Annotated in this window: 17 protein-coding genes and 1 tRNA gene; 13 read left to right on the top strand and 5 right to left on the bottom strand. The window is 41.4% G+C overall.

The window, feature by feature from the left end:
- Nucleotides 1-202 precede the first annotated feature (202 nt).
- The 5 genes from recC to HII16_RS13815 all read left to right on the top strand — a co-directional run bounded on the left by recC (nt 203) and on the right by HII16_RS13815 (nt 12,406).
- Nucleotides 203-3,661 (top strand): exodeoxyribonuclease V subunit gamma, encoded by a 3,459-nt coding sequence (recC, locus tag HII16_RS13835; protein ID WP_282434748.1) that lies wholly within the window; start codon nt 203-205, stop codon nt 3,659-3,661.
- A complete protein-coding gene (gene recB, locus HII16_RS13830; RefSeq protein WP_169130980.1) occupies nt 3,661-7,461 on the top strand; it encodes an exodeoxyribonuclease V subunit beta in 3,801 nt (1,266 codons plus the stop codon). The genes recC and recB overlap by 1 nt, the downstream gene beginning before the upstream one ends.
- Complete coding sequence (recD, locus tag HII16_RS13825) at nt 7,462-9,378, top strand: exodeoxyribonuclease V subunit alpha (RefSeq protein WP_169130978.1); 1,917 nt, start codon at nt 7,462-7,464, stop codon at nt 9,376-9,378.
- Nucleotides 9,379-9,393: 15 nt separating this feature from the next.
- Nucleotides 9,394-9,903, top strand: coding sequence for a DUF3087 family protein (locus HII16_RS13820; RefSeq protein ID WP_169130976.1), 510 nt, complete (start codon nt 9,394-9,396; stop codon nt 9,901-9,903).
- 271 nt (nt 9,904-10,174) lie between these two features.
- The gene (locus tag HII16_RS13815; RefSeq protein ID WP_169130974.1) at nt 10,175-12,406 is read left to right on the top strand and encodes a winged helix-turn-helix domain-containing protein; all 2,232 of its coding nucleotides are present in this window, start codon (nt 10,175-10,177) and stop codon (nt 12,404-12,406) included.
- A gap of 541 nt (nt 12,407-12,947) precedes the next feature.
- Here the strand turns inward: HII16_RS13815 and HII16_RS13810 are convergent.
- Entirely contained in the window at nt 12,948-13,295 is a 348-nt protein-coding gene (locus tag HII16_RS13810) for a DUF3718 domain-containing protein (RefSeq protein WP_135437146.1), read from the bottom strand.
- Between the two features lie 443 nt (nt 13,296-13,738).
- Between HII16_RS13810 and HII16_RS13805 the strand changes: the two genes are divergently transcribed.
- The 4 genes from HII16_RS13805 to HII16_RS13790 all read left to right on the top strand — a co-directional run bounded on the left by HII16_RS13805 (nt 13,739) and on the right by HII16_RS13790 (nt 19,926).
- Nucleotides 13,739-14,776, top strand: coding sequence for an isoaspartyl peptidase/L-asparaginase (locus HII16_RS13805; protein ID WP_169130972.1), 1,038 nt, complete (start codon nt 13,739-13,741; stop codon nt 14,774-14,776).
- Between the two features lie 175 nt (nt 14,777-14,951).
- Nucleotides 14,952-15,371: a CBS domain-containing protein gene (locus HII16_RS13800; RefSeq protein WP_135437144.1), complete on the top strand. Its 420-nt coding sequence runs from the start codon at nt 14,952-14,954 to the stop codon at nt 15,369-15,371.
- Between the two features lie 148 nt (nt 15,372-15,519).
- Complete coding sequence (gene hrpA / locus HII16_RS13795; RefSeq protein ID WP_169131147.1) at nt 15,520-19,404, top strand: ATP-dependent RNA helicase HrpA; 3,885 nt, start codon at nt 15,520-15,522, stop codon at nt 19,402-19,404.
- Nucleotides 19,405-19,611: 207 nt separating this feature from the next.
- Nucleotides 19,612-19,926, top strand: coding sequence for a PilZ domain-containing protein (locus HII16_RS13790; RefSeq protein ID WP_135437143.1), 315 nt, complete (start codon nt 19,612-19,614; stop codon nt 19,924-19,926).
- Nucleotides 19,927-20,001: 75 nt separating this feature from the next.
- Here the strand turns inward: HII16_RS13790 and HII16_RS13785 are convergent, their stop codons facing one another.
- Nucleotides 20,002-21,192: a class I SAM-dependent methyltransferase gene (locus HII16_RS13785; RefSeq protein WP_169130970.1), complete on the bottom strand. Its 1,191-nt coding sequence runs from the start codon at nt 21,190-21,192 to the stop codon at nt 20,002-20,004.
- 98 nt (nt 21,193-21,290) lie between these two features.
- Between HII16_RS13785 and HII16_RS13780 the strand changes: the two genes are divergently transcribed.
- From HII16_RS13780 to HII16_RS13770, 3 genes are all read left to right on the top strand, one after another.
- A complete protein-coding gene (locus HII16_RS13780) occupies nt 21,291-21,560 on the top strand; it encodes an acylphosphatase (protein WP_169130968.1) in 270 nt (89 codons plus the stop codon).
- 48 nt (nt 21,561-21,608) lie between these two features.
- Entirely contained in the window at nt 21,609-22,583 is a 975-nt protein-coding gene (locus HII16_RS13775; RefSeq protein ID WP_169130967.1) for an NAD(P)H-quinone oxidoreductase, read from the top strand.
- Nucleotides 22,584-22,792: 209 nt separating this feature from the next.
- A complete protein-coding gene (locus tag HII16_RS13770) occupies nt 22,793-23,197 on the top strand; it encodes a hypothetical protein (RefSeq protein ID WP_169130966.1) in 405 nt (134 codons plus the stop codon).
- A 23-nt stretch (nt 23,198-23,220) separates the two neighbouring features.
- Here the strand turns inward: HII16_RS13770 and HII16_RS13765 are convergent, their stop codons facing one another.
- Together HII16_RS13765 and HII16_RS13760 are read right to left on the bottom strand one after the other, a co-directional pair.
- Complete coding sequence (locus HII16_RS13765; RefSeq protein ID WP_169130965.1) at nt 23,221-23,427, bottom strand: DUF1653 domain-containing protein; 207 nt, start codon at nt 23,425-23,427, stop codon at nt 23,221-23,223.
- Between the two features lie 6 nt (nt 23,428-23,433).
- Nucleotides 23,434-23,757, bottom strand: a complete 324-nt coding sequence (locus HII16_RS13760) for a DUF2007 domain-containing protein (protein WP_169130963.1) — start codon at nt 23,755-23,757, stop codon at nt 23,434-23,436.
- Nucleotides 23,758-23,813: 56 nt separating this feature from the next.
- On the opposite strand from HII16_RS13760, the gene HII16_RS13755 reads away from it, so the two are divergent.
- A complete protein-coding gene (locus HII16_RS13755) occupies nt 23,814-24,056 on the top strand; it encodes a hypothetical protein (protein WP_169130961.1) in 243 nt (80 codons plus the stop codon).
- Nucleotides 24,057-24,272: 216 nt separating this feature from the next.
- On the opposite strand, the gene HII16_RS13750 is transcribed toward HII16_RS13755, so the two are convergent.
- A tRNA-Met gene (locus HII16_RS13750) sits at nt 24,273-24,349 on the bottom strand.
- Between the last annotated feature and the right edge of the window lie 7 nt (nt 24,350-24,356).

Raw genomic sequence — 24,356 nt, 5'->3', positions numbered from 1 at the left:
TACACCCGATCATCTTTATCTATTGTTTTGCTGACCAGCTTGTCCCTATAAGTCTGTTTGTCTTAGCAAAATTGCAGAGTTCTTCACCAATGACCGGCACATTTGTGCAGTTAATGCCATAAGCTGAAGGTTTAGCCTAGTGCATTGCTGTGCTTTATGATTAAATCAATATCATAAGCTGTTGTTTAGTTCAGGATAAATCTTGTTTTATATATATCCGGCAAATCGTATGGAAGATTTGCTGACTCTGTTTATAAAGATTCGACATCTCAAGCCATTACCTATATTGGCTAAAGAAGTGGTCATGGTGCAAAGTCAGGGCTTACAGCATTGGCTTAATATGGAAGTTGCAAACGCCAATAAAATCAGTATGAACAGCGATTTTGTGTTACCTGCACAGTATTTGTGGAAATTGTTGCGCAACTTGTGTGAGGACAAATTCCCTGAACAAACGCCGTATTCCAGAGAAGTCCTAAGCTGGCGAATAGACAACTTATTGCAATCTGATCAGGTATTGGCTGACGAGCGCTGTCGTGACGCCAATATTTATTGGCAGGATAATTTAGGTTGCCAACCGTTAAAGCGCTATCAACTGGCGTGCCAACTGGGGGATTTATATGAACAGTATTTAATTTATCGACCAGAATGGTTGAGCAATTGGCGTGACGGAAAAGCCATTGCCGATAGTGATCACTTGTTCGCTAAGACCGAACAATGGCAGATGGCGATATGGCAACATTTGCAACAAGAGATCAGCTACGATCCGCAAGATTTAATGACCATTGCTGAACAACAAATTGATGACTTAAAGCACCTTTTACCTACGCGAGTTTCCTTGTTTGGCATCAATGCGTTGGCGCCGATGTGGTTGCAATTCTTAGACTTGTTGTCTGAGCATATCGATGTGCACGTGTTTCATTTAAACCCGTGTTTTGAATTCTGGGGTGATATCCAAACCGACAAGGCGTTGGCGAAACAGCAGTACTTGCAGCATATAGGCAAATGGCCAGAAACCATACAAAGCAGTGAAGGCGTTAATCCATTGTTGGCTAATTTAGGCCAACAGGGGCGCGAATTTCTTTCTTTGTTGCACAACATTAATAACATCGAGATCCCGCTTTATGATGAACTTTACGAGACTAGTGAAGAGTCACCCGAGGGTGATGTGTCGCTACTGTTGCGACTGCAAAAAGACATCTTAACGCTGTATGATAAACGCCAATCACCACAAGCAATCGTTGATGATTCGGTTGTCATAACCAGCGCACACAGTGCTTTGCGAGAAGTGCAGGGCTTACATGATTATCTGTTGCAGTTGTTTAATGATGATCCGCAATTAACGCCAAAAGATGTGATTGTGATGTGCCCACAAGTCGAGTCTTATGCGGCCTATATTGATTCGGTGTTTGTGCGTGGCTGGGAGGATGTCGGCGAAGGAGTACCACCTCTGCCATGTTCTATCGCTGATCGCATCAGCAAAGAAAGCGAACCACTGGTGCATGCGTTTAGCGAATTGCTGAGCATGGCTGATGGTCGTTATTCTGTTGCCTCTATATTGTCTTTATTGCAATTAGAAAGTGTGCAGCAGCGTTTCTCGATACATGCAGGCGACATTGATAAAGTCAGTGATTGGCTGCAAAAAGCACATATCTATTGGGGCTTAGATGCCGAGCATAAAAAGCATTTACTCGAATCAAACCAACAGACGGATCAGTTTACCTGGCAGCAAGGTCTTAGCAAGTTAATAAAAGGCTTTGCGTTCGTTGACCAAGATATGTTGTTAGATGAATCTGTCGTGCTCTCTAATGTCGAAGGTAATGACGCGGTTCTGCTCGGCAAAATCATTCTGTTTCTTGAACAACTTCAGGTGATGCAGCGCCTTCTAAATAGCAAGAAAACACCGAATCAATGGTTTGAATTTCTCACTAATCAAGTGCAACGGCTATTCGCACCGAGTGACAGAGACTACGGTCTTGAAATCATCAATAATGCGTTAGCGCAATTGCAAGAATACGCCGAGCAGGCAACATATCAGACGCCAATTGAGTTAAACGTCATACGAGAGTTTTTAAATCAGCATTTTTCTCAGCCAGATCCTGGGCGACAATTTATGATTGGCCAGATCACCTTTTGTTCGATGATGCCGATGCGTTCCATCCCATTTAAGGTGGTTGCAGTGCTAGGCCTAAATGATGGCGAATACCCTCGACAACGTACCCCGCTTGGCTTTGATCTGATGCAATTAAGTGATGCCAAAGCCGGTGATAGGTCTCGACGTGGTGATGATAAGTATCTGTTTTTAGAAGCGATGATCTCGGCACGGCAACATTTATATTTAAGTTATCAAGGCCGAGACATAAAGAACAATAACGAACGCCAACCATCGATCGTGCTTAGAGAGTTGATGGAGTATTTACACGCGGCCTACAAATGGGACATTTCTGACGCAAGTAGCAGTCAACTGAGGCAATTGCCGTTGCAAGCATTTGCTAAAGAAAACTATATTGCCAGCACTCGATTTCCAAGTTTCGATAAAAACTGGTTGGCGTTAACCAAACTCGATTCGGTGCCAGAGCAACAGCAAGAGGCGAGTTCCGCCTTGTCGAACGTCACTATAGCGGAGACTTTGGCTCTTGATGATTTAATCCGCTTTTATCAACACCCTTGTCGTTACTTTGCCCGTCAACAATTAAAGTTAATGTTTAATGAAACCAATACCTTAATTGAAGACGTTGAACCGTTTTCTGCTGATGGCTTAAGTCGATACCTGTTTATGGGCGAGGCGCTGCAGCTGTCATTGCAGGGCGATGTTAGCCAAGACCTCGCTTTGCAAAAAGAGTTTGCCATCAAATCAGGAGAATTTCCTGATATACCGACCACATCTGAAACCATGCAGGAATGGCAACAGCAAATGCTCAGTTTCGCATTGAGTATTGAACAGCATTTGGCGCCTTCGTTACAGCGAGAAACGGTTAATCCAGATCAACCAGATAACATTGGCCAGCAGCAATTAGTGCTCTGTGTCGACATTAAGGACAGTTATAGTGACGACAAAGAGCTTGACGATGCGAGGGATACTCTGCCGTTACAACTTGACGCTAACATGGCAACGTTCGATGTTGCAGACTCGCTAGTTTGTGTTGACTATCGACATGCCCGTTTAAAAGGCAAAGACTTGGTGCGCCTCTATCTAAATCATTTGGTTGCCTGCGTTAAACACCCTGATAAAGATGTCACCAGTTATGGTTATTATTTCAGTCAAGGCAAACAGGACAAAGAAGACAAGCTCAATATTGCGACCTTATCTGCGGTGGATGATGCTAAACAAGTGTTAAGCCAATGGTTGGCGACGTACATCAAAGGGCAGCACCAGGCGTTGTTACTCGACCCTGAAATCGCATTTAAATACATGATAAACAGACAGAAATTTAGCGATAAAATGCCTGTGCAAAGTGTCTTTAGTAAAGCATGGGAAAAGGATGATTTTGGCTATAGTAGTGGCTTTTCCGACGACCCATATATTGACTATTTCTTTCCAGAGTGTCCTGATATTGAGTGTATATGGCCTGACTTTATCGATCATTTTCGTCCTTTGTTTCAACACTTACAATTGCAAAATGTCTCGTTGACACAAGTGAATGATGTTGAGGAGCGGTTTTAGTGGAAAATCTACAAGCTCACATTATTGGCCTTGAAGGCTCACATTTAATTGAAGCCAGCGCCGGTACAGGTAAAACCTTTAATATCACTCGATTGTATTTGCGCATGTTATTAGAGCGACAATTAAGCGTTGAGAATATTCTGGTTATGACGTTTACCAAAGCCGCGACAGAAGAGATTCGCGGCCGCATAGATCATTTTCTAAGAGACGCGCTGGCGAACTGGGATCGCTATACAACGGATGCCGAAGACGACTATTTCTATGCTTTAGGTAAACGTGTTGATAAAAGCTTTGCACAAGTGGCGATTAAACATGCATTGATTAACCTAGATCTGGCGGCCATTTATACCATTCACGGTTTTTGCTCACGAGTGTTATCGGAGCAAGCGTTCGCCTCAGGTCTTAGTTTTTCCGCACAAATGGAAACCGATGACAGTGGCCTGTACTTACAAGCGGTACAAGATGCCTATCGGGTGTTGGCAAAACAATCTCAAACAGAGTTTGAATTGTTAACGCAATTTTGGCCCGAACCAGAAAATTATATTAAAGAGTTTTTACCCTTGCTCAGAGCAGAGACCTTGCCGAGCATTGAAACGATAGCGCACTTTACATTGAACTTGGTGCGACTAGCACAACAGGCAAAACATCAATTGCTAACGCATGAGGCGTTTATTGACCAACACCTTATCAGCTCAAAAAAGGGTAAAGAGTTAGCGAAACGTCAAAATGAGTGGCAAGATTTACTGTTGTTTTTAGATTCATTGATGGCGCTGCCCGTTGATGAAAACAGCGATATGACATTAACGGCGAGTAATAAACAACAGTTAATAGAACAACTGCAATATTGCCTTGAGCAGAGCGTTGATTTTAAGTTTGTATCATCAAGTCGCTGGCCAAAGGCCGCAGATAAAAAAGACATCAAGGCACAGTTGCAAGACATATTCCAAACACCCCTAAAAATCGAGAAAATCATCAAGAGCTTTGGTACCGCGTTACCAAAGGTTGAGGCGTTTGAAGTCTTGCTTATATCAATAAAGATGATAAAAAACAGTGTTTTAAAGCAAAAGGAACAATTGCAGCTACTCAGCTTTGATGATTTGATAGAGCAGTTACAAAAAGCTTTGTTAGCGGAGCGAAATGCTGTTGCTAAGCCGCTTACAGAGTTGTTGCGCCAGCAATATCCTGTGGCACTTATAGATGAATTTCAGGATACTGATGCGCGCCAATTTAGTATTGTTCAAGACTTATATTTAACGCAGCAAAACGTTGAACAGTATGCGTTATATCTGATCGGCGATCCGAAACAAGCAATATATGGCTTTCGAGGTGGCGATATATTTACTTATCTTGATGCCGCGAACCAAGTGTCTAAACGCTGGGTTATGGACACCAACTGGCGCAGCAGTGAACAGATGATAAGTGGCTACAATCATTTGTTTTATGGTGGGCAACTGGATAAGCCATACCAAAATGTGTTTGGTTTTGATATTGATTATCAACCGGTAAAGGCGTCGGTGTTGGCAACAAAACAATGCTTGCAGGATCCACATAGTGACTACCAAGCACTGCAATTTGTTGAATTTACTGATACCGACGAGTACATGCGTTCTGGATTTGTTACCGGGGATTTTCGACCTCAAATCAGTGCATGGTGCGCCAATGAAATCAAACGATTGTTGCTTAATGCGCACATCCGTGCTGAACAAGGTGAGCAACCGATTAAAGCTGCGGATGTTGCGGTACTGGTTAGAGATTCTATTGAGGCAAGTGAGATTCAGCAGGCCCTCAATGATTTGGGTATCGCCAGTGTGTATAAGTCACAGCGAGACAACCTGTTTAACTCAGATGTTGCCCGTCAATTTATAACGGTGTTAGATGCGGTCATTCATTATCAAGATGATCGTCGCTTTATCAGTGCCTTGGCGACACAATATTTTGCCTTTCACGCAAAGCAAATTGCCGATTTACAACACGATGAAAATCGTTATGAAGAAGTGAAAAGTTGGTTTTCACAGTTACATCGAATGTGGTCGCAGCGTGGCTTTATGGCCATGGGGTTAAAACTGTTACACGATTATCTACCGAAAAACTCAGGTGTTAACGAACGTCAATTAACCAACATGATTCATTTGTTGGAGTTGTTGCAACTGGCCTGGCAGCGTATGCGCTTGCCGCAGCAATTATTATCATATCTTATTGAGCAGTGTCACAACCCGCTATCAGAAGTAGCCGAGTTGCGCTTAGAGAGTGATGCCAATTTGGTGCAAATTGTAACTCAACATGGTTCTAAGGGGCTTGAGTATCCAATCGTCTTTGTCCCTTTCTCAAGTCGTCATAAAGACCCAACTAAGCAGGGCACATCGCTTAAACAAGTCCTTAAATATTATGATCAACAATCCGGCATTCGTTGGCATGTTGGTAATGATGAGCGCATAAGACAACAAATGGCTAACGAAAGTTATGCTGAAGATATTCGCTTGTTGTACGTCGCCATAACCCGGGCCAAACACCGATGTTATATGCCTTTGGTCCAGTTTTCTGACTATCATTTATCGCCTGTTGGACAAACATTGAAATTGCAAAAAAATCAGGATTTCGCGTCGGCTTTGAGCAAGTTTGAGCTTAACGCTCAAAGTGGTATCGACTATTGCCTACAAGCAGGTATAGTGCCTGTTGAAGGCAAGATAACACAAGCTATCGAAGAGCAATTGAGCGTACCTGTTTTTGCCGGTCGCATCGAGCGAGATTGGTGGTTGAGCTCGTTTTCGGCTTTAACTCGAAATATGCGCCATTCTGGTCGCGCCAATTCAGAGCGCGATGAAACGGAAATCGCACAGGCATCACGCCAACAAGGGCTATCGCATCTTAGGTTTTCATTTCCTAAAGGCGCTAATACCGGTAATTTGCTGCATGACATATTAGAGTACAGTGATTTTACCCAGCCCAATTGGCCACTTGTTGCCAGTCCAAGGTTGAGTAAGATTGTAAATCTACCAAACGAGTACAGTGAACCAGCATTTTTTGATTGGATGGACGATGTATTAGCGACTCCGATTGACCGTCAGCAAACCAGTTTATCGTCACTTGCAGCGACGCAAACGCTAAAAGAAGCAGAATTTTATTTTCCAATGGAAACCGTTGATACGCAATCTCTACAATGGTTGGTTAATCATTTTAGGCAAGATTATTTGGTCACCGTGTCGGCAAATACTACAACGACATTAGCATCCATTAAAAAGCCGTTTGCGTTAAGTTCAAGTAAAGATCTACAAGGTATGATGCACGGCTTTATTGATTTGATTTTTACCAAACAAGACTCCCCAGACAGAGAACCTCAGTTTTATGTGTGTGACTATAAATCCAGCCACTTGGGCAACACCATGGCTGACTATCATCCCGAGAAACTAAGTTTGCATATTAGCCAACATAATTACGATTTACAGTTTCTCATTTACGCATTGGCGTTACATCGTTATTTGCAAGAGCGTATTGCTGATTATCAATTCAAGCAACATTTTGGCGGTGTGTTTTATTTGTATTTGAGAGGGATGAGTCGTGCAAATACTGAACGGCAGGGGGTATTCTTTAATCCATTATCTGAGCAGCTAATAGAAAGTTTAGATCGAGTATTTAAAGGTGAATCGCTTAGTGACGCAGATAAAACCCGCTTACAGGCGGTGACAAAACAGCAACAACAGCCTGAACAAATTGATGCTGATGCGAACCGCAATACGGGTTCTACACAACAATCAGATGCGGCTAACACTCAACAATTAAACTTGTTTGATTTGGATAGTTAAATGACGCTTATTTCACCTTTTTTACAGGCCAATAAAACATCCTTACCTTATGATAGTTATTATCAGGCGAGTGAACAGCTGGCAGACATAGAAGCCATCGATTACTACTTGGCTTGCAGTATTTTAGACTCACTAAAACAACGCATCACTGCACACACGCAAACGGAGATTAGCCAGTTATTTCACGTGTTTATGGCGTTAAGTAGTAAACATCGTAGTGGCCATAGTTGCGTTCGAATACGTGACTTAGCAAATCGACATGAGTTTATTGATGCCGAGTCAGATAGTGTTGCTAGCACGCCGCAATCACCTAAAACTGGCTTTGTGTTTGCTGATTTTACCAGTTTGCACCAACTTCTTGAAGGTTATTTTAATCGTGACAATGACAGCGCACTGATATGTTATGCCAATGAAAACCTCTATTTGCGTCGATATTGGCGCTTTGAATCCGAGGTGGCCAATTTTATAGAGCGTAAACGTAAGGAGTTAGTTGCCGTTGATGTTAACGACTGTCAGCGCATTATTGCCACGTTATTTGAGCAATCAACGGATGACATCGACTGGCAGGCGGTCAGCGTAGCCAATGCGATGAATAAATCCTTGGCCATTATTGCTGGGGGGCCGGGTACGGGAAAAACCTATACGGTTACCAAATTATTGTTGGCGTTGCTGATGCTAGACGATAGTTTACAAATCGACATGATCGCACCAACTGGTAAAGCGGCGCAAAGATTGAGTGAATCAATAGCCAATGCGGTTAATGGTTTTCGTCAGAGTGGCCAATTTGATGAGGGGTTAATGCAGCGCATCCCAGAGCAGGCTGCAACGATTCATCGATTATTAGGGGTGATCCCAAATTCCGTTAATTTCAAGTTCAATGAAGACAATAAATTAACCACCGATGTGTTATTGATTGATGAAGTCTCTATGGTTGATTTGGCGATGATGTGTCGCGTGTTTCGTGCCTTGAAAGATGGCGCTAGGGTAATCATGTTAGGTGACGCCAATCAATTGCCGTCAGTAGCAACGGGCAGTGTCTTGGCCGACATTGCGCCTTTTGGTCAAACACAACTAAGTGCTACGAATGTAGCGTTTTTGCGCAATATGTCAGCGAACTTTAATGGTCTAACTGAGAGCAAACCCGCATTGGATTACTTATGCTATCTAACTCAAAGCCGCCGTTTTAGTGGTGACGGTGGCATTGGTAAGTTGGCATCTATGATGATCGATTCTAAAGCGGAGTCAGCTTGGCAATTGGTTAGTGGTAATCAAGACGGTGAAGTTTCATTGGCTGAATGTAAAAATTTCAATGACTTCTTGTACTCGTTAATAAAGCGACACTACTTAGCTCTATTTTCAGCCGAGACAGTTGAACAAGCATTTGCGGCCTTGGATCGTTTTAGGATCCTAACCCCAAGTCGCAAAGGGGAGCAGGGTGTTGAACTTATAAATGAGTATATTGAACACTCCTTGCAACGACTTGGCGTCATTGATGATGTCAACAAGCCGTATCATGGCAAGCCAATAATGATCAGTGAAAATCATTATACAACTGGTTTGTTTAACGGCGACATAGGCCTTATTTGGCAGCAACCAGGGCAGCCGTTAGTGGCTTATTTCCCAGAGCAGTCAAACTTTCGACGTATTCCATTGGCCAGATTACCCGCTTATGAAACGGTATACGCGATGACTATCCACAAAACTCAAGGGTCGGAATTTGCCAATGTCGCTATGGTATTGAGCGAAGGGCAGCAACGTTTGTTGTCAAGAGAGCTCTTGTACACCGGGATCACTCGTGCTAAAAGACACATCGAATTGTATTGTCAAAAATCGGTATTCACAAAGTCGGTGTCGATAAAAGTCAGTCGCGCATCAGGCTTAACAAAACGCATTCTCAAATCCATTGAAGATAACTAGGAAATTTAACCGTACATGCAACTGCAACAGATAAACAAATCTCGATATCGAGCCCACCTAAACAAAGTGATTATCGCTTTTATCATTAGCTTTGCCTTGTTAGCGTTAGGCATTGGTCAAGCACTTATCGTACTCATATCAGCGCCTGGTGCGGATAATTTTTGGTTGAATTTATTCGGTGTCGCGTTGGCGTTGATGATATGTTTGAGCGTGATTAATCAGCTCAAACATCACCAGTTTATGCACGAGGTATATTATGTATGGCGCCTTAAACAGCAAATCAATCTAATATATCGCAAGTTAAAAGCCATCAAAGCACTGGCATTTGATGATAATAATACCGACGCTATGATTATTTTAACCTTCTATTATCAGGCTTGCAGACAGTTGTATGAGCTCGATGATAATACCATTACCTTGGACTCTCTAAATCGAGAACAGGATAAATTAGCGCAACATTTACAGTCACTTTCACTTGAATTAAATGCAAGTCAGTATGATACAAGTTTACTAAACATTGTTTAATACTTGGCGTTTTTATGATCTTGGTAATGAGTTATAGGAAAATCATTTAACAACGAACGCGCTTTATTTGGGAAAAATAGGCGGCAAGGGTCTAAAATTAAGGGTGTTGTAATAAAAGTTACAGATGCGTTTTTTGTATCGTCTGAAATAAATACCCTAGCTCGCATGTTATTTCGGTAAAAACATCTGGTTCAAGTAGTCGTCGGTTTTTGAACTCTTTCGCCGTTTAGGCGATCTGTTTGTTTGCATGCGAGTGGTATAAGGATAGTACGTGCAATCGACCGAACAGCCGTTGGTGTTAGATGGGTGGATCATCCTCCACGAGAAGTCAGCCATAACGAAAGGAAGCCAGACAATTCACCTGGAGCCAAAGATTATGGATGTCTTGGTGTACCTGTTGAAAAATGCTAATCGAGTTATTTCCAGAGAAGAGCTAACTGAAAACGTTTGGCAATCTAATTATACCTCTGATGAGGTGATCACCCGTGCTATATCGGTATTGCGTAAAAAACTGGGCGATACTGGCAAAGTTCATAAATATATTAAAACCATTCCCAAGCACGGTTATGTGCTTGAGCTAGAAGACGTTAGCGACCCCACAATTGATGAGGCTAATGGTAGCTTGGCATCTAGCCAGTCAACATCGGCAAAACAAGGCATTAATCCTATTATCGCTATGACAATCGCCATAGTAACACTGATTGTTTTGGTGGTTGTGTTTAGTGTGCAGTTATTTAAAACCGAAGTCGTCGCGGTTACTGATGGCAAAATTAATTTAAAAATTGATCAATTTACTGCGGTTGATAACCGAGGCTCCAGTGAGATGGTTGCCAGAGTATTGTCTGAACGCTTGATGACCACACTAAGCAATTCTGAATCTGCCAATGTGGTTGTTGATCATGACTCATTACTCGATCTTAGCGATGCACGCATTGATTTTATTATTCGCGGCGGCGTGCAAGAGATTGCTAATGAATATCAAGTTAACTTTCATTTTATTAATGGCAGTAATGGCGATGTACTGTGGAGCCAGTCTTTTGCTGGCGATAGAGATGCTTATCACCAATTGGTAAATAACATCAGTCAAACCATCAATTACTTTATTACCGTTGCATATAAAGATCAGTTGGATTTACATAATTTGTCTTTAAAAAGCTTACAGGCGGCCATTTTAATACATCAGGCGCGAGAGCTGCGTCGGGTTAATAGTAAGGAAAATCATGCGCTGGCAATAAATTTGTTGGAAAACGCGTTATTGTCTTATCCCAAAGAAACTCGCCTTAAATCAGAGTTGGCTTGGACCTATCTAAAAGGCGTTGGTGATATTCAAAACGGTGACAGCAAACAACGGGTGCAACAATTACTCGAAGAGCAAAGCCAAGAGTCGACACAGGATGCGATGTATTTAGGTGCAAACACTCTGTATCGTTATCAAAATGACGACATTACTCTGACACAAGCGATCAACGAGTTTAAAGCGGCAATTGAGGCAGAGCCGGATAATATTGAGCTAATCACCCGACTGGCAACCTTGTATCGGGTTAATGGTCGATACCAACAAGCCGGGGAGTTATTAAGTGGAGTTATCGCCAATAACATAGATTACTCGGCTGCGGTATTTCAATGGGCTAAATTACAAAGCCAGCAAAATAAAACACCACAAAGCATCAGTCTGCTCGAGGACTATGTAAAACGTAATCCGCAAGATTTTGGCATTAATCAACTGTTAGTGCAGCTGTACATCGACAGTGGTAAATTTGCGCCAGCGATTAATCATTTACATAAAATCGACATGGATCAATCGAACCAGCAATTGTTAGAAATTCTAGCGGACAGTTATTATTTTTTAAATCAACCGGAAGCGACAATTCGCTATTATCAAAAAATTGATATCACCGGATCGCCAATTATGTCATTTCAGCGTGACTGCCTAGTTGAAATTTTACAAAAACAGTATTCTCAGGCTGAGAAAAGCTGTCAAATGGCCGATACCGATAACAATTATCGCAGCCGCTTTCATTACGCCAGAGTATTATTGCTAACGCGTAACTTTCGATCTGCTGTGCAACGTTACGAGACCGCATTCGCAAATATTGATGATATCAAAGGTAAATACTCTCGAGCATTATTGTTTGAGCAGATTGACTATATTTATGCGCTTAGCCAAACAGAGCAAAGCGATAAAGTACAAATGTTAGCAGATGCCATGTTACAACAATTACAAAACCAAAATCGTATGGGCTACTTAGGGTATGGCATCAGTGATGTTATATTATGGATTGCTAAAGGTGATCTCGAAAAAGCCGGTGACTTATTTTCCCAAGCACTAAACCAAGGTTGGTTGCATTGGTATGATTATCGTTACGGAGGACCGCATCCTGCGCTGCAAATGTTAATTACGGATGAACGCTATAATCAATGGAAGAACTATATAGAGCAAGCCATAGTGGACCAAAGTAATAACGTTAATGGTGAGCTTAAGCAACATCCTGTTGCGGAATAAAGTAATTTTTGGTGGTTCTCTTATAATAGCTGTTATCATTTATTGTTGGCGCTGCCTGAGCTGAACATACCCTTAATCACGGTCACTTAATGGCTGTGGTACCAATGCTTTGGTTATCAACTGTTATTTAACTTGCTGTTTGCTAATAAACATTTAGTCTCTCAGGTTGATATTCCACTATTGTCTAATTCTCTGATTCCCTCATTCCCTGATTGAGAAAAGTTACCACGACAGCTTAGACGCGGTTATTAATAATTTTGTTGAATGACGCGCTTAGCATTTGGCTTGCTCAAACTCAGTAATCGTACCCTATCATTGATACTGTTTGATTGACAGTCTAATACCTATGACACATAAAAAGCGTCTAAAACTTGGCTTGAGGGTGATTTAAACATTTGATTGAGGATGGTCTGAATTTTCTTAATGGCCTTAGTATGGTTTCAAAATTTATCGTCAAGGTTTTAATCTAAACCACAATAAAAAATCACCAGTCATTGACTGGTGATTTTAAGACCTAAGCGAGCATTTGTTTAGGTTTGAATTAGAAATTAACATAAAACTTTTCAGTCTCGTTTAATGCCACATCTTCAATGCTTACATCACCTAATGCTTCATTTAAACGATCTGCAGTTTTATATGCGCCATGTGTCGCTGCAAAATCTGAAATATTTTCACCATTACATACCACTTTCAACGCAACAGTTTCGGTTTTCAAACGATAGCTATCAACAGTGTTGCTAAAACGAATAGTATTGTTTGACTTAGCTGCTTTACAAACATCGATTAACGCATTTTCCATATAGCTAGACATTGAATTTGCGCTTGCTGGTGCAACTAATAATGCGGTTGATAGAGCTGCTGAACCTAGTGCTAAAGTTAACTTTTTCATGAGATGTTTTCCTTTCTTAATTACCGTTTAATGTTTATCTGTTGTTTCTTTATATAAGTTGAATAAGTAGTTATCTCATCAACTTGTTTTGTTTGTTTTCAGTTGTGCGCTGAAGACCCTTTAATTAAAGCCTATACATACCTTAAAAACCTGATGAAAACATGATGAATATTTAATTAATATCTATTAGAAACGTTAAATAACAACGAGTTAATGGCTTGTGTGTGTCGATTGTGTGTAATTGGTGTGTTATTTATCTAGTTCACATGATGTTGTGTCTAAATGTAAAAGTTTATGTCTTAAATAAATTGTAGTGATGAATATTTATGCACTGTACATGCGATACTATGGTAAGTGTCGGTTGTTGGTTTTGCTTGTTATCTAAAAAAGCGGTATGTTGACAGTCGATTATTATCTTCTGATAGACAACGAGAGACGTTCACATGGCAACATTATCCCGAGCAAAATCCTTTATTATTAAGTCTTCAATATTCGCTGCGGCTATCACGCTGTCAGGTTTGACTCATGCCGAGCAATTTGCCATCGCGATTCACGGCGGAGCGGGCACCATCGAAAAAAGTAAGTTCACACCTGAAAAGCTGCAGGCCTATGAGGCCAAGCTAAAACAAGCGGTAAATGCGGGTTATAAAATACTCAACAACAACGGCTCAAGCACAGAGGCGATTATCGCTGCCATTCAGGTTTTGGAAGCGTCTGAATTCTTCAATGCCGGTAAAGGTGCCGTCTATACCTATGATGGTCAGCACGAATTAGATGCATCGATCATGGATGGTAAAACATTAAATGCTGGGGCGGTCAGTGGGGTAAAAACCGTAAAAAGCCCTATAGCATTAGCCAATGAGGTAAAAGACAATTCTGTACACGTCATGCTCAGTGGTACAGGTGCGGAGCAGTTTGCCAAAAAACAAGGATTAGCGTTAGTGGACAACACATACTTTGACAGTGAGCACAGATACCAGCAATTATTAGACGCCAAAGAAAAGCTTAAGCAGCAAGAAACAGAATTAAAAAACTTTCAAGCGGCACACCAAAGTCTGGATAACAAATATAAATACGGCACAGTTGGCGCTGTTGCTCTGGATAAACAAGGTAATCTAGCGGCAGGTACTTCAACCGGCGGTATGACAGCTAAGCGTTTTGGTCGAGTAGGTGATGCACCAATTATCGGTGCCGGTACGTACGCAAACAACCAATCTTGTGCGGTATCAGCGACAGGCCATGGTGAATATTTTATTCGCTATCATGTTGCTGCTGATATCTGTGCGCGTATGCAATATCAAGGTATCACGCTAGATAAAGCGGCAAATGTGGTGATCAATGATGTATTAGTCGAGGCCGGCGGAAGTGGCGGCGTTATCGCCATTGATGCAAATGGCAATATCTCGATGCCATTTAACTCAAAAGGCATGTATAGAGCCTCTCAAAAAGCAGGTGAGCAGGCACAGGTTGCAATTTTTTAAAGACTAAGTACATTTTGTTTTTTATATTTGCCTTAATTCGTGGTTATTCTAGGATAAAATTAGTTGCCTTATTAGGTGCCGTATTTTAATAATTTTCATAAGAAAATTAGGCATTTCCAAATAATGCGCTAATCTAAAAGTAAGGGGAGCCATAATAACGACAGAGGTAGGGGATATGGAGTCATTAAAGGTTAAAGATTACTTAAATTCGCACCCAGTTACGTTTCGACGCAAGATGCCAATTGAAGAGGCTAGCGGCTTGTTAACCAAAACTCATGAGATTGGTGGCCCAGTGTTGGATAAATACGGTAATTTAGTCGGTTTTTTATCTGAATCAGATGTGCTAGAAAAGATACTTGAAACCGGTTACTTTCGAGAGCATTGTTGTGAAGTTGAAAATTTAATGCGAACAGACGTGCTAACGGTTAAACCGTACGACAGTATTGTTGAGCTTGCACAAACGATGTTGCAACATAAACCTAAGGTTTATCCTGTGGTTGACGATGATGGTAATTTACTCGGTACCATTAGTCGCAGCGACGTATTAAGTGCCATCGATACGCATATAAGTGCGCTGTATCAGGTTCAAAATTAAAGGTTTTTATAGACGATAAAGAAAAAGCAGCTGATAAGCTGCTTTTTTTTATTGAAGACAGTGGCTTGCGTATGCAATTTGGGTAAGAACTGTTAAAATCGAGCGATAATTCTTAGCGACACCTTCGGATATATTAGTGCCATCCGCGATAGACTTTCAACTTAACTCATTATACTCAAAACTGGGGCAAACTCGGTTATGTGATCGTTTTTTACTGAAAAAGCGTCTGCAAGGCGTGAACAAAATTCAAAAAGATAATAAAAAACAAGCCGCACTAACCACTATAGAAGCAGCCATTGAACATTCTATTGAACGCAAACGGTTGTTGTTACAGGGATTGCCAAAGGTAACCTATCCACAACAATTACCCGTATCACAGGCTGTTGATTCGCTTAAGAAAGTCATTGGTGAAAATCAGGTGGTTATCATCGCGGGTGAAACTGGCTCCGGTAAAACCACACAAATCCCAAAGATATGTATAGAGTTAGGTCGGGGTATTGAAGGCTTTATTGGCCATACACAACCACGACGTATCGCCGCACGCACGGTAGCAGGTCGAATCGCCGAAGAGCTGAATAGCAAATTGGGTCACCAGGTTGGCTACAAAGTGCGATTCTCTGACCAAGTATCCGACAACACTTATGTTAAGTTAATGACCGATGGTATCTTGCTGGCGGAGATGCAAAGGGATCGTTTATTAAGACAATATGATACCTTGATTATCGATGAAGCCCACGAACGCAGTTTAAATATTGATTTTATCTTAGGCTATGTAAAACAAATATTACCGAAACGCCCAGATCTCAAAGTCATTATTACCTCGGCGACCATTGACCCGGAACGCTTTTCTAAGCACTTTAATGACGCGCCAATTGTTGAAGTCTCGGGGCGGACCTATCCGGTAGATATTCATTATCGTCCTCTCGATGATGTTGATGGCGACTATATCGAAGGCATAACACGCGCTGTAGATGAACTGTCTGGGCTACCTATGGGGGATATTTTGGTGTTCCTCAATGGTGAGCGAGAAATTCGAGATGTGATGTCGGCGTTGGAGCATGAAAACTACCGAGATACGCAAATATTGCCCTTGTTTTCTCGGCTTACCGTTGCCGAGCAAAATAAGATATTTGCACCACACAAAGGTCGCAACATTGTACTGTCAACAAACGTCGCAGAGACATCGTTAACCGTACCAGGCATTCGCTATGTCATCGATCCCGGTACCGCACGTATTTCTCGCTACAGTTATCGCACCAAAGTTCAAAGGTTACCAATCGAAGCAATATCGCAAGCCAGTGCAAATCAGCGCTCTGGGCGTTGTGGCCGTGTTGCTGCTGGCGTTTGTATTCGTTTATATTCTGAAGAAGATTACTTATCTCGTTCGGCATTTACCGATCCTGAAATCCTACGCACGAATTTAGCGACGGTTATCTTGCAAATGCTGGCGCTAGGCCTTGGTAACATTGAGGCATTTCCGTTTGTTCAGGCACCTGATAAACGTAATATTAACGACGGTATGCGTTTGCTTGAAGAGATTGCTGCTATTAAAGATGGCAACGCAGAACAAGTAAAATTAACCGACGCTGGGCGCAAGTTGTCGAAATTTCCAGTTGATCCTCGTTTGGCGAAAATGATGATGACCGCCATAGATACCGGCTGTGTTGAACAGTTGGCGATAATCGTTGCAGCATTAAGTATCCAAGACCCAAGAGAGCGGCCAATGGAGAAGCAGCAAGCGGCAGATCAACAGCATGCGCGCTTTAAGGATAAGCAGTCTGATTTTATCAGCTTGCTAAACCTTTACTATTACCTAAGTGAACAGCAACGCGCGTTAAGTAATAACCAGTTTCGTAATCTTTGTAAGCGTGAGTACCTAAGTTATCTAAGGATCCGTGAATGGCAAGATATAATCAGCCAATTAAGGTTAACCTGCAAAGAGCAAAATTGGGGATTTTCGTCTGTTGATATGGAGCACGATAGTGCCAGCCAATTGATTCATCAAGCGATATTGTCAGGGTTATTAAGCCATATTGGTAACTTAGATGAAAATAGAGAGTATAAGGGCGCCCGTAACAGTCGCTTTTATATTTTTCCCGGTTCGGGCTTAGCGAAGAAAACCCCAAAATGGTTAATGGCTGCGGAACTGGTTGAGACCAGTCGACTGTTTGCCCGTATGTGCGCAAAGATAGAGCCACATTGGCTTGAGCCTTTAGCCGGTCACTTGTTTAAAAGCAACTATTCCGAACCACATTGGGATAAAAAGCAAGGCCAAGTCATGGCGTTTGAACAAATCAGCTTGTATGGTTTGGTGATCATTCCCAAACGTAAAGTCGCATTTGCCAAAATTGAGCCAGACACCTGTCGTGAACTGATGATACGAGAAGGATTGGTGCACGGTGATATTAACGCGAATTGGGGGTTTTTAAAGCACAATCAGCAATTGGTTAAAGAGATTGAAGCGCTGGAAGATAAAGCCCGTCGTAAGGACTTTTTGGTGGATGAGCACGTGTTGGTTGAATTTTACCAACGGCATATTCCTGATGATGTGATTAACCAGACTGGATTGCATAAATGGTGGCAGGTCACGTCAAAAAAACAGCCAAAATTACTGCATTTTAACAAGGCTTTATTACTCAATTCTGAACAGGTGTTAACCACAGCAGAGTATCCTAAGGTATGGCAACAAGACAGTATTAGCATTGCCTTAACGTATAACTTCGAACCTGGTAATGACGACGACGGCGTCAGCGCTAATATTCCTGTCAGTATGTTAAACCAAGTCGAAGATAAAGGGTTTGAATGGTTAATACCGGCTATGCGCATGGAGTTAATAACGGCATTAATACGTTCGTTACCCAAGCAAGTTCGAAAAAACTTTGTGCCGGCGCCGAACTATGCGCAGGCGTGTTTTGATGCGATTTCACCTGAGCAAGGTGACATGATAAGCGCTTTAGAAAAGCATTTATTGCGTATGTCAGGTATCCGTATTCCTGAACAAAGCTTTGCCTTTGATGAGCTTGATGCGCATTTGCGTATGAACTTTAAGATTTTAGATAACAAAGGTAAGTTATTGAAACAAGGCCGTAATTTAACGGTTTTGCAAGAGCAATTGCAAGGTAAGGTTAAAGAGTCTATTAAACAAGTGGCAGAAAAAGGTATTGAACAGCAACACATCGTAAAATGGGATTTTAACGCGCTACCGAAGTCTTATGAGAAGAAACTGGCCAATATTAGCATTCAGGCGTTTCCTGCGTTAGTGGATCACAAAAAAGACGTCGCCATTGAACTGTTTGAAGATAAGCAAAGTGCCGCTGATGCGATGCTTAAAGGCGCGACTCGACTTATTTTGTTGAATATCCCTTCTCCGGTAAAATATTTAGAGACAAAATTACCAAACAAAGCAAAGTTAGGTTTGTATTTTAATCCATTCGGTAAAATCTCAGACCTACTTGACGATTGTATTGTTGCCAGTGCACAACATTTGTTAAAGCAACATAATATGGTGCCTTATAGCGAACCCGAATACGCTAAAGCGCGTGATTTTATTCGTGCAGAAATTGCTGATAGCGTGTTAGCCGCTGCGATTAAGTTAGAGACAGTTTTAACGATGCGACATGAAATCGCAAAGCAGCTCAAAGGTAATGTTGGACTTAATATGATTCAGGCCCATGGCGACATTAAACAGCAATTGGACGCATTGGTATTTAAAGGCTTTGTTAGTAACAGTGGTATTCATCGATTGGATGATATTCTGCGTTACTTAAACGCAATTAAACGTCGTTTGGAGAAATTACCCGTCGATCCGAACTCAGATCGGTTAAAAATGCTTGATGTTGAAAAATCCGAGACTTTGTATAAAAACTTACTGCAGCAGCAACCAAAAAATCGACCGATAGATGAGACTAAATTGGAGATACGATGGATGATAGAAGAATTTAGAGTGTCTATATTTGCGCAAAATCTGGGTACTAATATGCCTGTTTCCTATAAACGTATTAAGAATAAAGTTGCTGAGTTTCAAGGGAAATAATTACTTAGGCGGCCATGTTAATGGTCATTTGAATATACATTGTTAAACCAAGCAGGTAAGAGATTTTTATAAAAACCCTAGTTAAGTTATTGACATTAACGATACAACTACCTATAACATGATTACGCTATGGTTTGTGTTTGATTTGTACATAAGTATAAAAATAAAACAGGCTTTGAGAACACAATTTAATCAAATGAGGTACCTATGCACAAATTTGAGCAAGGTTTTGATGATCACAGAATGTGCTTTCGAACGATGGTTAACCAAGAGATAACTATCACGTTAATCGATGAAGAAAGTAGTATAGACACCACGGCAAATTGCCGTGACATAAGTGAAACGGGATTAGCGCTGGAGATCGGCCATCCAGTTGATATTGGTACGATAATTAAAATTCATCTCGATAATGATGACCAAATGTCGGTTCCTCTAACCGACTGTCGAGCGAAGGTGGTTCGCTGTGAGCAAGAAAATAATGATTTGTTCGTGCTTGCCGCACAAATAATAGATACAGAATAATTCAACAAGAAAAGGCCGTATTAACGGCCTTTTTTATACCCAGTCATTACGCGTTGCTATGATTGCTCGAACAGTCTAGTCGACTTGGCAAATTAATCCTTTCAAATAATAGCCTTCAGGGTAACAGAGTGCGATAGGGTGATCGGCCGCTTGTTGCAGTCTTTCTATGATTTTACCTTCTCTACCGGCATCTAAAGCGGCATCCGCGACTATTTTTTGAAATAAACTAGCTTCCATCAAACCTGAGCAAGAGAATGTTAATAATATACCGCCAGGATTCAGTAATTGCATAGCCAATAAGTTAATGTCTTTATAGCCTCTACAGGCGCCTTTTAATTGCGCTTTAGATTCGGCGAATTTTGGCGGGTCGAGAATGATCATATCGTATGTCTTTCCCTGTTCGCGATATTGGCGTAGCAATTTAAACACGTCTTCTTTGATAAAGCAGACACGACCATCATCTAAGTTGTTGAGTTGATGGTTTTGCTTGGCTAAGTCTAGTGCAGTTTGTGATACGTCGACATTGTCGACGGAACGCGCTCCAGCGTTGGCACAATGCAATGAAAACGTACCGGTGTAAGAAAAGCAATTTAATATCGATTTATCTTTTGCATAACGGCCCGCAGCAACCCTAGAATCTCGCTGATCGAGATAAAAGCCAGTTTTGTGGCCTTTTTCAACATCAACTTTGATACTCAAGCCGTGCTCGATGATTTCTGTTTCAGTGCTGTCTAATTCGTTATGTAGCCAACCTTTATGTAACTCAAGGCCTTCTTTTTTACGAACATCGACATCGGAACGATCGTAAATGGCATAATCGGGATATAGCTCTTTTAGTACATCGATGATGGTAAAACGATGGAATTCAGCACCAGAACTTAACAGTTGGCAACTAATAATGTTGTTATACACATCGATGGTTATACCGGGTAAATAATCGGATTCTCCGGCAATAAGACGGTAACCTGTAAGCCCACCATCACTAATCGGTTTGATTCGCGTGGCTTGCGCCTGGCTAATGCGGCGGAGAAAAAATTCGCGGTCGATAGACTCTTCTTGGTCAAAGCTCCAAACCCTCACACGAATTTGTGAATTTGGTGACCATGCGCCTTTTGCAATCCAGTTTCCTCTACTATCATATATATCAATGGTCTCTCCGTTCATGGGTTTACCAATCACTTTTTGAATCGCTTTTGAAAAGACCCATGGGTGACGCCGAAGTAGAGATTTTTCTCTGGCCGGATTTAACAAAATTCGTGCAGACATACTATATTTTCTTAAGCAAGTATAAGTGCACTGATTGTAAACAAAGACTCTTGCTTTCACAATTTTACTTTCAGGCGAAAATAACAAAAGGATCAAAAATGAGAGTTTGTTACATTGCTAAGGTTACTGGCGTTGTTCAAGGCGTATATTTTCGAGCCAGTGCACAGAGTATGGCGATTGATTTAGCATTAAGCGGTTATGCCCACAATCAAGAAGATGGCAGCATTGAAATCATGGTGTGTGGTGAAGAAGATAATGTAAATCAGATGCTTGATTGGCTAAAACAGGGCCCATCTGATGCCGATGTTTCTAATGTCGCGATAGAATCAACCCATCCTAGGGACATAAATCATTTTGCAATAGGTTAAATCACGGTAAAGTACCACACTCATAGAAAACAATAAAAAGAGCGTGTCGTGCAGTATATAAACGTAGATGACAATCAGCAATTGGTGTTCGCTAACTGCGATAAGCCACAAATCAGTGCAGAACAGTGTTTAGTCAAAGTTCACGCTATTGGTGTAAATCGAGCAGACCTACTGCAACGTCAAGGTAAGTATCCACCACCAGTGGGTGAATCTCATATCCTCGGCCTTGAGGTTTCTGGCGAAGTCGTCGCAATAGGAGAGAATGTTACAAACATTTCTCTCGGTGACAGAATTTGTGGATTAGTTGCCGGTGGCGGTTATGCAGAATACGTCGCTATCCAAGCGGATCATATCATTCCTATTCCCAACCATTATAGTTATGTGCAAGGTGCGGCCATTGCTGAAGTTTATCTCACTGCTTTTCAAAGTTTGTTTTGCCTAGCTGATTTACAACCTGACGAACAGGTATTAATTCACGGTGGTGCCAGCGGTGTTGGCAGTGCGGCACTCATGTTAGCCAAGGCTATTAATGCCAACGTTACAGTAACCGTAAGCAGTGATGTTAAAGCAAACGCGTGTATTGAGCTGGGTGCCGATCAGGTTATTAATTACAGGCAAGAAAGTTTTGTCGATTGGAAAAAGCAGCATAAGCCAAAAGGGTTTGATGTCATTATCGATATTGTTGGAGGCGACAATGTTAATAAGAATATTGATGTTTTAGCGGTTGACGGTCGAATCATTATTCTTGCCATCCTTGGCGGACGTTTTTGTGAGCAGTTAGATATTGCAAAAATGTTGTTTAAAAGGGCGAAAGTACAAGCATCTACGTTACGAAATAGAAGCGATGTTTACAAAGCTGACCTTGTTTTAGGGTTTAAGCAACGTTTTTATGAGGCCTTACAAAACGGTCAAATAAGCCCGGTCATAGATCGTGTGTTTGCTTGGCAAGAGGCTGATGAAGCGCATCAACTGATGAGTCGCAATAGCAATATAGGTAAGTATATCTTGACCACGCAGGGATAACGGATGGGAGAGAAGCTAATCATCACAAATGGCTATCATAGAGCATTAGAATAGGTTAATATATAACCACTCCAATAAGATAGGTATGCGGATGTATGTTCTACCTATCGTGTTTTCGCGGGTGGTTTTTAATTGAGGTGAATTAAAATCAATTGTTGTTAAACTTTGTATGGTTCAAGAATAATAGGGATGTGTTAATGAAAATAGGGATGTTTATATTAGTTTTGCTAGGAGCAATCTTTGCCTATACCGGTATTACTAGCGAAGACGTTGTCGATCCATTCCCAAAAACCACGAAAACAAAACCTTATGTGATTAAAGGCCTAATAGAGCGTTTGTCTTTAGATGCAACCGTATCTATGTCGAAGAAACAAGGTTGGTTAGTCGCTTACTCCAATGATGAAAAAACAACATGGAGTTTCGCTCCGGAAAACCATATTGCGTATCCTGCGTATATTAAAACCGACAAACGGGTTGTCAATGACGTGATAGAAACACGAATTACGACAACGTGTGGGGCGAAAAGACAAGCTTGTGAACAATTAGTTATTGATTACAAAGCCTTACCTAAAGAGCAACCATCGCGTCCGACTTTATCTGACATAATTAATTAGGCAACGTAATTAGCTATTTTACATTAGCCTACAAAGGTAAAACGTTTAAGCTGCTTACCATCTCGAACAATGGTCTCGTCGAACATGCTTAATGGACGTATCCATACCTCACGATTTCCATATTGTGGTTGATAAACCACGAAATATTCTTCGGTTTCACTGTGTTTCGCTGTGTGAAGAACGGTATATAATTGGCCTTTGAAATGGCGGTATGTTCCAGTTTTTAACATATAAAATTACGTCGTTATAGTTTTAGGCGCCATGTTACCACATTGCCAACATATGGCGAACTGACCTTCATTGACTTCCTGACAATTTTCACACCGCCATTTGGTAAGCTGCGGGTCTGGTGTTTGATTCAATTGCTTTATAATCGATTCTGCGATCGTTAATTGACGTTCATCTTTAAGCCAAAGTTCTGGCCAACATTCAGTTGCCGGTACTTCACCGGCGAGACTTGTCATATTATCATTTCTAATAAAGCAGCCTATGTTTTCTGCTTCAAGCAAATTCTTAAGGTGGTGAACCTGCCAAAGACTCTCATGACTGTATATTTTCATAGCGACCTTACACGACTAAACTTTTTATATTATTAACAAAGACAGGCGATATGGTCATGTCATTTCTTAATTTATTTTATATCGTACTTTTTTGTTATGCGGCAGTAGGGGCTTTATTGCTGTATTCTAAAAAATCAAAACCATCAAGTCAGGTTGGCTTTTCTATTGCTGGCCACGGGGTGATTATGGTTGGTTGTAGCGTCAATATATTGGCGCTTAATGCCATGGTAGGGCTCATTATTATCGGCATAGGGTTCTATATGCACTACCTAACTAAACGTAACGTTAGCAAAAAATAAACTGAATAAAATGCATGTTGATTGCGGGAGCCCTAGGTCTGAATTAGCGAACTGACACGTCAGTAACTAACATTGCTAGGTTTATAATAATCTTGTGATTGATATATATAGAGAGAATTAGTTGCGGGAGCCCTAGGTCTGAATTAGCGAACTGACACGGCAGTAACTAACATTGCTAGGTTTATAATAATCTTGTGATTGATATATATAGAGAATTGGTTGCGGGAGCCAGATTTGAACTGACGACCTTCGGGTTATGAGCCCGACGAGCTACCAGGCTGCTCCATCCCGCGTCCGAAT

The organism is Thalassotalea sp. Y01 (assembly GCF_012932945.1).
In the GTDB taxonomy this organism is placed as follows: Bacteria; Pseudomonadota; Gammaproteobacteria; order Enterobacterales; family Alteromonadaceae; genus Thalassotalea_A.
This window is presented reverse-complemented; position numbering and strand designations above follow the sequence as displayed.

Bases quoted from the DNA above. Each gene is read 5' to 3' on its own strand.
- HII16_RS13785 (WP_169130970.1), bottom strand. From the start codon at position 21,192: ATGTCTGCACGAATTTTGTTAAATCCGGCCAGAGAAAAATCTCTACTT.
- HII16_RS13765 (WP_169130965.1), bottom strand. From the start codon at position 23,427: ATGTTAAAAACTGGAACATACCGCCATTTCAAAGGCCAATTATATACC.
- HII16_RS13780 (WP_169130968.1), top strand. From the start codon at position 21,291: ATGAGAGTTTGTTACATTGCTAAGGTTACTGGCGTTGTTCAAGGCGTA.
- recD (WP_169130978.1), top strand. From the start codon at position 7,462: ATGACGCTTATTTCACCTTTTTTACAGGCCAATAAAACATCCTTACCT.
- HII16_RS13760 (WP_169130963.1), bottom strand. From the start codon at position 23,757: ATGAAAATATACAGTCATGAGAGTCTTTGGCAGGTTCACCACCTTAAG.
- HII16_RS13800 (WP_135437144.1), top strand. From the start codon at position 14,952: ATGGAGTCATTAAAGGTTAAAGATTACTTAAATTCGCACCCAGTTACG.
- HII16_RS13820 (WP_169130976.1), top strand. From the start codon at position 9,394: ATGCAACTGCAACAGATAAACAAATCTCGATATCGAGCCCACCTAAAC.
- HII16_RS13810 (WP_135437146.1), bottom strand. From the start codon at position 13,295: ATGAAAAAGTTAACTTTAGCACTAGGTTCAGCAGCTCTATCAACCGCA.
- HII16_RS13790 (WP_135437143.1), top strand. From the start codon at position 19,612: ATGCACAAATTTGAGCAAGGTTTTGATGATCACAGAATGTGCTTTCGA.
- HII16_RS13755 (WP_169130961.1), top strand. From the start codon at position 23,814: ATGTCATTTCTTAATTTATTTTATATCGTACTTTTTTGTTATGCGGCA.
- HII16_RS13770 (WP_169130966.1), top strand. From the start codon at position 22,793: ATGTTTATATTAGTTTTGCTAGGAGCAATCTTTGCCTATACCGGTATT.
- HII16_RS13805 (WP_169130972.1), top strand. From the start codon at position 13,739: ATGGCAACATTATCCCGAGCAAAATCCTTTATTATTAAGTCTTCAATA.